Origin of the sequence: Dietzia sp., assembly GCF_036741115.1 — a bacterium.
Taxonomy (GTDB): domain Bacteria; phylum Actinomycetota; class Actinomycetes; order Mycobacteriales; family Mycobacteriaceae; genus Dietzia.
The window spans coordinates 9,586-21,873 of the sequence record NZ_DAINST010000044.1 but is presented as its reverse complement, the minus strand read 5'-3'; the positions used below and the strand labels follow the sequence as shown (position 1 = coordinate 21,873).

The following is a 12,288-nucleotide window of genomic DNA, read 5'->3' as shown; positions in this document are numbered from 1 at the left end:
CGTCGATCAAGATCACTTCGATCGTCGCGCTGCCGTTCCTCGCCTGGCTGGGCGGCAGGCGGCTGGGCCCGGCTTTCGTCCGCGGATTGTGGATGACGGCGCTCGCCGCCGCCTCCTGCGCCTCCGTGACCGCGGCGAGCGGAGCGGGCTTCGGCTGGATCGCGGCGCTCTCGGTGTCCGACCGCGTGGTCTATTGGATTTCCCTGCCCACCGGGCTCGCGCACCTCGCTTCGTGTCTCGGCCCAGTGAGCTTCGAAAGTGCCCTCGCGGTGACCCGCTACGTGGGGATGGCCTGCATGGCGCTCGGTGTGCTGGCCGCCTGGTGGTGGTCGCGGCCGCGCGCTCGCTCGGTGGCGTCGACACCGCCGTCTTCGCCGCGGCTCCATGGGCTCGCCAGCCGCGTGATGCTCGGCCTCTCCGGATCGTGGGCGGCGGTCTTCATCGCCAACGTCGTGTCCTGGCCCTGGTACTGGGGAGTCGTCCTCGCCGCGCTCGCAGTTGCTGCGACCCCCACGGCGAGGACTGGGCCGAGGCTGGTCACGGCCTCCGTGGCCGGCACGGTTTTCGTCCTCGCGACCGTCGATCCAAGCGGATCGCCGACCCTCTACAAATTGTCGTTCTTCCTCGGCGCGGTGGCTCTCACCGCCGTCGCTGCGCTGTGGGCCGCTCGGGCGCGGCCAGGCGGAACCGCCGAGATCGGCAAGACCGGCGAGCGGGAATCGGCCGGCTAGAAGGCCATTGCCTGAGCCCGACGCATGACCTCTCGGGCGAGATGCCCGTGGAGCGCCTCGACGGGGCGGCCGGGCAGCGACTCGTCCTCGGTGTAGAGGAAGCGGAGGATCTCGGCGTCCTCGTATCCGCCGTCACGCAGCACCGAGATGAGCCCCGGCACGTGCTTCGCCACGCCGTCGGAGCCGAGGAATCGCTCCGGGACCACGACGACACCGTCGCGGCGCACGGCGATGAGCGCACCCTCCCGGAGCAGGTCGTGGACGCGGGTGACCACGATGCCGAGACGATCGGCAACGTCGGGCAGCGGAAGGACCTCGGCGTCGGCGGGCAGGACGTCGTCGGTGTAGGGAACTTTGCTCACGTGCCCTACGTTAGTTGTTAGATGGACGCTTCTGCCCATCGAGGCACGATTGCGATCTTCTCTCGGGGGGTTCTCGAGGGAGGATCATTCGGGCAGATCGCGGAGTGCGGGCCCAGAGTCGGGCCCCGAGGACTGCCGGGGACAAGCTGTAAGAGGCAGCACCAAGGCGAGACGGCGATACAGACGGAAAGGACGGTGGACGCGGCAATGGCGAACGCCCAGGCACTCGGCCCCGGCGAGACCGTCGATCGGCGATACCGTCTCGAGGCACCGATCGCCGATGGCGGGATGTCCACCGTCTTCCTCGCCACCGATACCCGCCTCGACCGGCACGTCGCGCTCAAGCTCCTCTCCCCCTCGCTCGCCGGAGACCGCTCTTTCGTCGACCGTCTCGAGCTCGAGGCGAAGTCCGTCGCCCGGCTCTCGCATCCCGGAGTCGTGCAGGTCTTCGACCACGGCTTCGACCGCGGGCAGGCGTTCCTGGTCATGGAGCTCGTCCCGGGCGGCACGCTGCGTGAGATCCTCGACGAACGTGGACCCATGCCCCCGCATGTCGTCCTCTCGGTTCTGCGCCCCGTCCTCGGCGCACTCGACGAGGCCCACAACAACGGGCTCATCCACCGCGATATCAAGCCGGAGAACATCCTCGTCTCCACTTCGAATTCGGTGAAGCTCGCGGACTTCGGGCTCGTCCGCGCGGTTGCAGAGTCCCGCTCGACCAGCCAGAACGTCGTCATGGGCACTGCCGCCTACCTCGCGCCCGAGCAGATCGCCACGGGCGAGACGGACCCGCGCTCGGACCTGTATTCGCTGGGGATCGTCGCCTTCGAGCTGCTCACTGGCAGGGTCCCTTTCCAAGGCGATACGCCAGTGGCCACCGCGTACCAACGCCTCGAGCGGCTGGTGCCGCCGCCCTCCTCGATGGCAGGCGGGATCCCGGAGGACCTCGATGATCTGATCCTCCACGCCACGGAGCGCAACGCCGATTCCCGCGTGCCGACAGCGCGCGAGTTCCTCCGCCGCGTCGAAGAGGTCGCCACGCGCAACCGCCTCTTCCACGTCCCCGTCCCCGCGCCCAGCTCGTCCGCGTGGGCGCGCGCCCGCGCGCGAGCTGCCCGTGAGGCCGAATCGGGGCTCGCCGGCGACGACACCGCCGGGGAGACGGTCTTCGATATCGCCTCGCGCGAGAGCTCCGGCTTCGGCGGCGGGCGGGCCATCGGGGCTGTGGGAGCGGTCGGCGCGGGCGCGGCAGCCGCCGGCCTCTCCGGCGGCGCCGCCGACGCCGCAACCCGCATGCACCACGCCACGCCGAGTCCGGGCGGTGCTCCGGGTGTCGCCCCGCACGCGGCGGCCGAGACCACTCGCCTGGATCCCACCACCGGGGCGGTGCCCGGCTCCGGCGCGCCGCAGGGCGCGGGCCCGGCGCGCACCGCCGTGTACCAGGGCGCCCAGGCTCCCACCCGGGACGGAGCCGGAACCGCGCACTTCGCGCCCGCCGGCCACGGCCAGGGCACTCCCGTCGGGCCGGGCGGTCTTGCGGCTCCGGGAAGCCCCGGCGGGCCCGTAATCCCGGCCGGCCAAGCTGGACCCGGCGGCAGCCAGGCCCAGCATCCCGCGGGCCGCGGTCCCGGGCTCCCCTCCGTCCCGGATTCGCTCCGCCGCAAGCGCGGGGCTGGCTGCCTCGCCGCGGTGCTCGTGCTCGTCCTCGTGGTCGCCCTCGGCGTGGCCGGCTGGTGGTTCGGCTCGGGACGGCTCGTCGAGATCCCCAGCGTCTCGGGGATGAGCGTGAGCCAGGCCAGGACCACGCTCGCCGACGCCGGCTTGTCCACCGAGGACAAGGACGAGTACGTCGACGACGTGCCGGACGGCTACCTGCTCGGCACCGATCCCGAGCCCGGCAGCAAGGTCGATCCCAATCACTCGGTCGTGCTGCGGATCTCCGCCGGGCCGCCGATCGTGCCCGAGATCAGCGCCGACCGCTCACAATCCGCTGTGGAGACGGCGCTCAAGGAGCACTCGCTCACCCCGCAGCTGGCCGATCAGCCGCAGTATTCCGCCGACGTCCCCGAGGGCGCGGTCCTCGAGCTCGACCCGGCGCCTGGCACCGCGCTCCGCGTGGGCGACCGGGTGCGTCTCGTCCTCAGCGCCGGCCCGGCGCCCGTCGACGTGCCCCGGCTCCAGGGCATGGACCTCGCCTCCGCGCGCAGCGCGCTCGAGTCCGTCGGCCTCACCGTGGGAAACGTCCGTAAGGAATTCGATACCGCCCAGAAGGCCGACCACGTGCTCTCCACGGACCCCGGCGCCGGCGCGAGCGTCGACCAGGGCTCGCCCGTGAGCATCGTGGTCTCTACCGCCGCCGAGATCCCCGACGTCCGCGGGATGCCGATCGACGAGGCCCGCAAGGCCCTCGAGGACGCAGGCCTCCGCGTCGTCGACGGCGCCGAGGTCAGCGACGAGAACGTCCTCGCCGGCAAGGCGGCCTCGACCTCGCCCGCGGCAGGCGAGAAAGTCGACTCCTCGAACACGGTGGTCACCCTCACGGCGTCGAATTCCGTGAAGGTCCCGATGATCCTCGGCGATTCCGTCTCCGAGGCTTCGAAGAAGCTGCGCGAGGCGGGGCTCGAGCCGCAGCTCTCCACCGGCCGAACGGGCGTCGTCTACGGCCAGGTCCCGCTTCCGGGTAAAACCGTCGCGCCGGGTTCCGGCGTGCGGATCAGCGCGCTCGGCTGAGCGGACGGCACCGTTGCCGGCGCCGTCCGGCGTCAGACGCGACCTAATCGAAACGAGCTAGTTCCGCAGCATCTCCGCGACGAGGTACGAGAGCTCGAGCGACTGCTGGGTGTTGAGGCGCGGATCGCATGCCGTCTCGTAGCGACCTTCGAGGTCGGAGTCCGAGATGTCCTGCGCGCCGCCCAGGCATTCGGTGACGTCCTCGCCGGTGAGCTCGACGTGGATGCCGCCCGGGTGCGAGCCGATCGCATGGTGCACCTCGAAGAATCCCTGAACCTCGTCGATGATCCGGTCGAAGTGGCGGGTCTTGTAGCCGGTCGAGGCGGTGTGTGTGTTGCCGTGCATCGGATCGCACTGCCAGATGACCTTCTGCCCGGTCGCCTCGACGGCGCGGACGATCGGCGGAAGGGCCTCGCGGACCTTGTCGTTGCCCATTCGGGAGACGAGCGTGAGCCTTCCGGGCACGCCCTCGGGATTGAGCTTGTTGACGTAGTCGACCGCGAGCTCCGGAGTCGTGCTCGGCCCGATCTTCAGCCCGATCGGATTGTCGATGAGCGAGGCGAACTCGACGTGTGCGTCGTCGATTCCGCGCGTGCGCTCCCCGATCCAGAGGAAGTGCGCCGAGAGATCGTAGAAGCCGGAGCGCTGCCCGCTGGCGACGAGCCCCTGCCCGTCGTCGGAGAGGCGCAGCATGGCGCGCTCGTAGTCGAGCACGAGAGCCTCGTGGCTCGCGAAGATCTCGGCCGTGTGGAGGCTCGAGTCGACGACGCCGCAGGCGTCCATGAAGCGGAGGCCGCGGTCGATCTCCGAGGCCAGCGCCTCGTAGCGGGCGCCGGCCGTGGACTGGGCCACGAACTCCATGTTCCACTCGTGCACGCGGTGCAGGTCCGCCGTGCCCGAGGTGGTGAGCGCACGCACGAGGTTCATCGCCGCCGAGGCGTTCGCGTAGGCGCGGACGAGTCGCGCCGGGTCGTGCGCACGCGCTGCCTCATTCGCCTCGATGGAGTTGACCATGTCACCGCGGTACGAGAGGAGCCCCTGGGCATCGGTGTCCGAGGAACGCGGCTTCGCGTACTGCCCGGCGATACGCGCGACCTTGACGATGGGCATCGACGCGCCGTAGGTGAGCACGACGGCCATCTGCAGGAGCGTGCGCACCACACCCTTGATGTGGGGCTCGGTATTCCCCTCGAAGGTCTCGGCGCAGTCGCCGCCCTGCAGGAGGAACGCCCGTCCCTCGGCGACGTCCGCGAGCTTCTCGCGGAGCTTATCGACCTCGCTCGATACGCAGATCGGCGGCACCGACTCGAGCACGGTGCGCATCTGCGCCGCGTGCTCCGGGTCCCACGAGGGCTGCTGCAGTGCCGGGCGTGAGAGCGCCTCGTCCAGCTTGGCGCGCAGGTCCTCCGGCAGTGCCGGGAGCGAGGGAAGGGAATTGATATCGACGTCGACTTTCCAGTTCACCCCTCCCACTCTAGGCGGAAAGGGCTCGCTCCCCGCAGGGAAGTAGGCCGTGAGACGGCCGAAAAACTGCCGAGCCCCGGCCGGAACACTGTCGGGAGGCGGCCGAAACGCAGCCGAAAGGAGCAGAGCAGGCGCCGCGTCGGCTCAGATCGTGATGCCCTTGGCGTCGAGCGCCTTTCGGATTACCTCGAATTTCGCCACGTTGTGCCGGGCATCGGCCAGCGCGGAGTGCGCCTCGGCGGATGGGATCTCCGGCAGCTTCGGCCGCCCGGAGAGCTCCCAGAGCTGCTTGAGCTCCCGGGTGAATCTCGGCATCTGCTGCGGCAGCGCCGGCATGTCGCCCCAGAGCTGGCACACGGCGACGTGGTCGTAAGCGCCCACCCATGCCCACATCTCGATGGGCCCGCCGGCGGCGTTGCGCGTGAGGAACTCGAACAGGTCGTCCCGGATCCGATCGTTGCTCCGCCACGCCTTGTCGGAGGGATTGGGGAGTTTGTCGAGGACATTGCGCCGCACCCAGTCCCCAGCACGACCGGGATCGAAGCCCGTGGAGACCGCGTAGAACTCTTCGCCCGGCCCTCCGCCTGGCGCCTCGGCGACCACGCCGATGGAGATCAGCTCGATGGTCTTGCCGTCCTCGATGAACTCGGTGTCGTAGAAGAAGCGCACCCTCTCTTCCTACCCCTCTACTTCCGTCTAGCGCCCCTCGGCCTCGAGTCGCTTCTTGACCTCCGCGCCGTACTCGTCCGGGTGGTAGGTCTGGCCGGAGAGTTCCTGGATGCGTTCCATGACGAGATTGGTGAGCTCGCGCTCGGCCGCCCGATCGCCGACCTTGTCCACCCACTCCTCGATCGGGATCGGCTCGCCCACCTTGATCCGGATCTTCGTGGGATGTGGGCGGAGCGAATCCTGCGAGAGGAACACGTCCGTGCCCTTGAGACCGACGGGGATGATGGGGACACCCGCCCGCATCGCCACGCGCGCGACGCCGGTTTTGCCTTTGTAGAGGTCACCATCCGGGGAGCGAGTGCCTTCGGGGAACATTCCGAGGACCTCTCCGGACTCGAGCACCTTGATCCCGGTCTCCATGGCATCGGTCGCGGCGTCCGCCGAGGAGCGGTCGATGGGCACTTGCCCGGTGGCGGAAAAGAAGAATCTCTGGAAGGCGCCGTAGAGCCCGGGCTTGGTGAAGTACTCCTGCTTGGCGAGGAATGTCATCCGCCGCGGCGTGCGCAGCGGGAGGAACAGCCAATCGGAGGCGGACAGGTGGTTGACGGCGACCAGCGCCGCTCCCTCACGCGGGAAGTTCTCCGCGCCCTCGAAGCTCGGCCTGCCCACGAGGTGGAGCCAGGGACCGAGCAGAACCCACTTGAGCAGCCAATAAAACATCCGTCGTCCCCGTTCTCCGCTGCCGATTCCTACACCGCACGTCGACCTGGATTCCCATTAGACAACAAAACCTTCGTGTCCTGCAGAGGGTTCCGTGCCGGAGGTCCGAACCGGCGGGTCGCGCCCGGGCGTCCGCTCCGGTGACCCGCTCCGCGCGCGACTACGCCCGCGCGAGCATCGATTCCGGCCATTGGGCTCTGTCGGCGACGAAGACCACCGACAGCGTCCCTCGCCCGTGCCCCGGCTCGAATTCGGCCGCATGGACGAGGCACCGCGCGAGCACGCTGCCGACGTCGAGCGGCACGCGGATCCCGGAGAAATCGAGCACCAATTTCCCGTCGATGACGGCGGGCGCCGCGTCCGGCTCGGCCGGCACGGAGACGTCGAGCCTGTATGTCGGCAGCGAGTCGACGGACTCCACGCGGATCGGCGGCCCCTGCGCCTCCATGTCCAGGGTGTGCGCGCCGAGCAGCGCTGCCATGGCGGCCGCCGCAGCGGCGTCTTCCCCGTCGCCCGCGACCGACACCGACAGCGGCGTGGCCCCGCCCTTTGCCGTGAGCCAGTCGTCGAGCACATCGAGCGTGGCGCCGATCTCGTGGGCGTCGAGGAGGACGGGATCGATGTTCTCCCCCGCGGCGAGCGCGGCGAAGCGCACGTTGCGCGGCCACATCAATTCGACGATCTCCGCCGCCCGTCGCGGCGCCTCGAGCCTGCCGAGGGCCGCGGTGGTCCCGTCGAGTTCGCGGATCACGAGGTCCCACGCCCCCGATTCGGCGGCGCGGCGGAAGTATTCCCAGCCCAGCGACTCGGACAGCGATGAGGTCCTGTCCCGGAGCAGCAGCGCGGGGCCGCGCGATCCGTCGTCATGGAGCCGCGCGGCAAACGCCCGCGCATGCGACTCCTGGCTGTCCTCGCGGATCTCGAGCCTCTCTGAACCGTCGATACCGAGCGCTCCGGAAAAGAACTTCGGCGAAGCGGTGAGCAGCAGCGCGGAAGAATCGGGGCCCGTCTCGCCGAGGAGCTCCGCGACGAGCTTCGCGCGGTCGCCGCGGTCCGCCCCGATCACGGCGACGCAGCGCGAGCCGCTCAACGTTCCTCCACGCGCGCCGCGAGGTCCTCGAGCGCCGCGGTGATGATCCGGCGGCGAGCCCGATCCCGGAAGCGCCCGAGCATGTCCACGGTGAGTTCGACGTCGATCGAGTAGGTCACCACAGTGGCCTCGCCTTCGCCGTCGATCTCGCCCGCCTCGGCCGGTGCGAGCTCGTAACTCCCGCTCTGCCGCTTCTGCAGGATGGACGGCTCCGCGAGCGTCCAGCGCACCTCGGCGGGATCGGACGACCACTCATAACGCAGCCGGTATTCGTCGTCGACTATCCCGGCGACGAGAACGAAGGCCACGTCGACGGGACGCCCGTCGTCATCCCGGGAGAGGACCTCCGCCGAACGGATGGCCGACACCCACTCGGGGTACCGCTCGAAGTCGGCGATGGTGTCCATGACGACAGACAGCGGCGCGGCGATGGTGGTCGACTGTCGCGCGCTGCCGCCCGTGGCGCTGCCGCCTGCGCTTTTGTCTCCGCCGGGCGCGGCGCCCCCGCCAGGTCCCGTGCCCGGTGCGCGCGAAGACGTGTCGTCGATCATGCCCGTCGTTCCCTTTCCCGCGATGCCGCGCGCCTACCGGGAGGCGCGTCAAGGATCCGTTCTCGAATCGATGCTATCCGCGGCTGGTGCCCGCGGCGGCCTCCATAAGAGATTACGTCTCCGCCCGAATCGCTCGGGCGGATGCCCGCGGGCGCATCCTTCGGGGCCCGCCGAATAACAATAACGGTTAACTATTCGCAGCTCCGGCCGTTGTGCCGGGTTATCGCGGTGGCTTCGGGCGGAATCCGGGCTAGGGGAAATGTCCCCGGCATCAACAGGTAAGCTAGATCTCAGTAACGAGGGTCACACCAAAGAATCCGAAAGGAACATCAGATGCGCGAGTACAGCGTCCCCGGCGATGTAGAGGTACCTAAGGATTGGTCGTGCGTCCAGGCGGTCTACGACATCGTCGAGGAGAACCCGAAGCACGAGATGTTCCTCCGGGAGAACGGGAGCGGCTGGACCCCCGTCAGTGCGAGCGAGTTCGCCGCCGAGGTGCGCGAGGTCGCCCGCGGCATCGTCGCGCTGGGCATCGAGCAGGGAGACCGCGTCGCGATCATCTCCTCGACCCGCTACGAGTGGTGCCTCGTGGACTTCGCGATCTGGGCGGCCGGCGCCGTCAGCGTCCCGATCTACGATTCCTCCTCCGCAGCCCAGATCGAGTGGATCCTCACGGATTCCGAGGCCAAGCTGGTCATCGCCGAGACGGACAAGCACGTGGCCGAGGTCGACAAGGCCATCTCCACCGCCAAGCTCGATGTACAGGTCGTGCAGATCGAGGGCGCCTCCCCCGCGATCGACAAGCTCAAGAAGGCCGGCGCCGAGGTCGAGGACTCGGTGCTCGATACGCGCCGCGGCGCGGTCACTTCCGGGGACATGGCGACCATCATCTACACCTCGGGCACCACGGGTCGCCCGAAGGGCGTCATCCTCACGCACGGCAACATCCACGCCGAAGCGCTAGCGGCCTCGGAGACGCAGCTCAGCAACTACCTCACGCCGGGCAACGTGTCCTTGATGTTCCTGCCGCTCGCACACGTGCTCGCCCGTGCGATCAACTACGCCGGCATCTACAAGCGAGTCACCCTCGCGCACACCGCGGACCTCGCGCACATCGTCGACCGCTTCGGCCAGGTCCGCCCGAACTACATCCTCTCCGTCCCGCGCGTGTTCGAGAAGGTCTTCAACTCCGCCCGCCAGTCGGCCCACGACGGCAGCGACTTCAAGGGCCGTATCTTCGAGAAGGCCGTGGACACCGCGGTGGAGATGTCGAAGACCACGCGCTCCGGCAAAAAGCCCGGTCCGCTCCTCAAGGCCAAGCACGCCCTCTTCGACAAGCTCGTCTACAGCAAGCTCAAGTCCGCGCTCGGTGGGCGCTGCGAGATCGCCGTTTCCGGCGGCGCGCCGCTCAGCCCGCGCCTCGCCCACTTCTTCGACGGCATGGGCGTCACGATCTACGAGGGCTACGGGCTCACGGAGACCTGCGCCGCGCACTGCGTCAATACCCCGGGCGCCCTCAAGATCGGCACCGTCGGGCGCCCGCTGCCGGGCCACGCGGTCCGCATCGAGTCCGATGGCGAGGTGGCGGTCTCCGGCCCCGTCGTCGCCGATCGCTACTGGAACAACGAAGAGGCATCGAACAAGTCCTTCAAGGACGGCTGGTTCTTCACCGGCGACCTCGGCTCGCTGGATGATGACGGCTTCCTCCGCATCACCGGCCGCAAGAAGGAGATCATCGTCACCGCGGGCGGCAAGAACGTCGCGCCGGCCGGGCTCGAGGACGGGCTCAAGCAGAACCCGCTCATCTCCGAGGCCGTGTGCGTAGGCGATGGCCGCCCCTTCATCGGCGTCCTGCTCACACTCGACGAGGACGAAATCGAGCGCTGGAAGGACGCCAACGGCAAGACGGGCAGCATCGCCGATCTCGCCGAGGATCCCGAGCTCAAGAAGGATCTCGACAAGGCGCTCGACGCGGCCAACGCCACTGTCTCGCACACCGAGGCGATCAAGAAGTTCAAGGTTCTCCCCGGCCAGTTCACCGAGGAGACCGGCGAGCTCACCCCCTCGCTCAAGGTCAAGCGGAACGTCGTCCACGACAAGTTCTCCAAGCAGATCGACGCGATCTACGCGAAGTAGCGGCGGCGCGCCACGCCCCGAACAGGCCGCGGCGCCCGGGACCATATCGGTCCCGGGCGCCGGGTTCTTTCGTCGATCCGGGCTCAGTCGTCCCAGGGCAGCAAGACGTCCCGCATCCGGTTGCCCAGCTCGTCCCACGACCACGACGTGCGCACCCATTCGCGGCCCGCGCGCCCCATCGAGCGTGCGATGGAATCGTCGGAGAGGATGTGGACGAGGGCCTCGGCGACCGCCGCTGGCTTCGCCCCGTCGGCGACGAGACCCGTGACCCCGTCGCGCACCGTCTCCGGTGCCCCTCCGGACGTCCCGGCGAGTACGGGGATCCCGCACGCCGAGGCCTCGAGGTAGACGATCCCGAGCCCCTCGACGTCGAGCCCCGCCCCGCGGGTCCTGGCGGGCATGGCGAACACGTCGGCAGCCTGGTGCAGCCGCACGACATCCGCATCAGGGATGCGGCCGGTGAACACGACGTGCTCGGAGACCTTCTTGCGCGCCGCGAGCTCCTCGAGCTTCTTCCTATACGGTCCACCCCCGGCGATCACGAGGCGTGCATCGGGCACGGACTCGCGGATCCGCGGCAGCGCCTCGATGAGGGTGTCCTGCCCCTTGCGCGGAACGAGCCGGGACAGGCACAAGATCGCATTGCCAGTGCCGAAGCCAAATTCCTCGCGGGTCCGTCTGATCGCCTCGGGATCGTCCTCCGGGCGGAAGACCTCGGTGTCGACGCCACCGGGCTGATGGATGAGACGCGCGCGCGGCCCGAACGCCGCGGCGAAGCGGTCCCGCGTGTACTGGGAGACGTACGTGATGGCATCGCAGTGGTCGCCGATGTACCGCAGTACCGAGCGCGCAGGCGGCACCATGGACCAACCGACCTCGTGCCCGTGGGTGCTCGCCACGATGTGGCGCACGCTCCCCCTCCGCAACGGACCGGACATGACGGCGAGCGGCGCCGCCGCCCCGAACCACACTGTCTCCGCCTCCCACTCGTCGGCGAGCGCCTTGGCCTCGTCGATGACGGCGGGCGTGGGCAGCAGCATCGACGTGGGCATTCGGTGGACGGCGTAGGGCCGCGATTCGTCGTACGCGGTCGATTCCTCGCCGCGAAACGTCGAAGCCATGACGCACACATCCTCCGGATCGAGGTAGCGCAGATAGCTTTCGATGTACGACTGGATGCCGCCGGGGCGGGGCGGGTAGTCGTTCGTGATGACGAGTGTGCGGGCCACGTATCCACCTTTTCACATTCGGGAGTGCGGCGATTCCGCCTCCCCTACTGCGGCGGCCTCCGCCGTCACGGGCGGGCCTTCCACGGACTCCGGCGCCTCGTCCCGGGTCCGCGGAAACCACCGCGCGAAATGCACGAACTCCGCAGCGCCGCCATGGTTGGGCGGCGAGCTGCGGAGTGCGTGAGGGAAAAGCAGGTCGCAGCATGATGCTGCTCGGCGCGGGCGCGCGCCGGGGCCTGCGTGCGGTCCGGCTTAGTAGTAGCGGACGGCGTTGTAGAACGGCATGGAGTCGACCGGCGAGTAGCCGACCGGGACGCCCTCGGTGGAGGCGTGGAGGACCTGGCCGTCTCCGGCGTAGATGCCGACGTGCGAGGCACCGTCGTAGAAGGTGACGAGGTCGCCTGGCTGGAGGTCGTCGCGGGAGACCTGCGTGCCGCCGGAGGCCTGCGCCTGGCTGGTGCGGGGGATGCTGATGCCGGCCTGCTGGTAGGCCCATGAGGTGAAGCCCGAGCAGTCGAAGGAGTCGGGGCCGGTGGCGCCCCACACGTAGGGCGAGCCGATCTTGGTCTGGCCCGCGGCGAGGACTTCCTCGCCCTTGGACTGCGG

Annotated in this window: 10 protein-coding genes and 1 pseudogene; 3 read left to right on the top strand and 8 right to left on the bottom strand. The window is 69.3% G+C overall.

Annotation, left to right across the window (positions count from 1 at the left end; all coding sequences use genetic code 11):
- Window positions 1-731 (top strand): annotated as a pseudogene (locus V7E05_RS08435) (hypothetical protein); the annotation flags it as partial.
- Here the strand turns inward: V7E05_RS08435 and V7E05_RS08430 are convergent.
- Window positions 728-1,093: an Rv2175c family DNA-binding protein gene (locus V7E05_RS08430; RefSeq protein ID WP_333619220.1), complete on the bottom strand. Its 366-nt coding sequence runs from the start codon at window positions 1,091-1,093 to the stop codon at window positions 728-730. The pseudogene V7E05_RS08435 and the gene V7E05_RS08430 sit on opposite strands and share 4 nt — an antisense overlap.
- Before the next feature lie 207 nt (window positions 1,094-1,300).
- On the opposite strand from V7E05_RS08430, the gene V7E05_RS08425 reads away from it, so the two are divergent.
- Window positions 1,301-3,823 carry a PASTA domain-containing protein gene (locus V7E05_RS08425; RefSeq protein WP_333619219.1) on the top strand — a complete coding sequence of 841 codons (2,523 nt, stop codon included), beginning with the start codon at window positions 1,301-1,303 and terminating at the stop codon, window positions 3,821-3,823.
- A 57-nt stretch (window positions 3,824-3,880) separates the two neighbouring features.
- On the opposite strand, the gene V7E05_RS08420 is transcribed toward V7E05_RS08425, so the two are convergent.
- The 5 genes from V7E05_RS08420 to V7E05_RS08400 form a co-directional block, all read right to left on the bottom strand.
- Complete coding sequence (locus V7E05_RS08420; protein WP_333619218.1) at window positions 3,881-5,287, bottom strand: class II 3-deoxy-7-phosphoheptulonate synthase; 1,407 nt, start codon at window positions 5,285-5,287, stop codon at window positions 3,881-3,883.
- A gap of 144 nt (window positions 5,288-5,431) precedes the next feature.
- Window positions 5,432-5,956, bottom strand: coding sequence for a polyadenylate-specific 3'-exoribonuclease AS (locus tag V7E05_RS08415; RefSeq protein ID WP_333619217.1), 525 nt, complete (start codon window positions 5,954-5,956; stop codon window positions 5,432-5,434).
- Between the two features lie 27 nt (window positions 5,957-5,983).
- On the bottom strand, window positions 5,984-6,676 hold the full coding sequence (locus V7E05_RS08410) for a lysophospholipid acyltransferase family protein (RefSeq protein ID WP_333619216.1): 693 nt from the start codon (window positions 6,674-6,676) through the stop codon (window positions 5,984-5,986).
- Between the two features lie 160 nt (window positions 6,677-6,836).
- A complete protein-coding gene (locus V7E05_RS08405) occupies window positions 6,837-7,766 on the bottom strand; it encodes a hypothetical protein (protein WP_333619215.1) in 930 nt (309 codons plus the stop codon).
- Window positions 7,763-8,317, bottom strand: coding sequence for an SRPBCC family protein (locus V7E05_RS08400; protein WP_333619214.1), 555 nt, complete (start codon window positions 8,315-8,317; stop codon window positions 7,763-7,765). The genes V7E05_RS08405 and V7E05_RS08400 overlap by 4 nt, the downstream gene beginning before the upstream one ends.
- A gap of 333 nt (window positions 8,318-8,650) precedes the next feature.
- Here V7E05_RS08400 and V7E05_RS08395 point away from each other — a divergent pair, with 333 nt between their 5' ends.
- The gene (locus tag V7E05_RS08395; protein ID WP_333619213.1) at window positions 8,651-10,453 is read left to right on the top strand and encodes an AMP-dependent synthetase/ligase; all 1,803 of its coding nucleotides are present in this window, start codon (window positions 8,651-8,653) and stop codon (window positions 10,451-10,453) included.
- A gap of 83 nt (window positions 10,454-10,536) precedes the next feature.
- Here the strand turns inward: V7E05_RS08395 and V7E05_RS08390 are convergent, their stop codons facing one another.
- Window positions 10,537-11,682 carry a glycosyltransferase family 4 protein gene (locus V7E05_RS08390; protein WP_333619212.1) on the bottom strand — a complete coding sequence of 382 codons (1,146 nt, stop codon included), beginning with the start codon at window positions 11,680-11,682 and terminating at the stop codon, window positions 10,537-10,539.
- Window positions 11,683-11,934: 252 nt separating this feature from the next.
- A partial coding sequence (locus V7E05_RS08385) for a C40 family peptidase (RefSeq protein WP_333619211.1) occupies window positions 11,935-12,288 on the bottom strand: 354 nt, incomplete at its 5' end.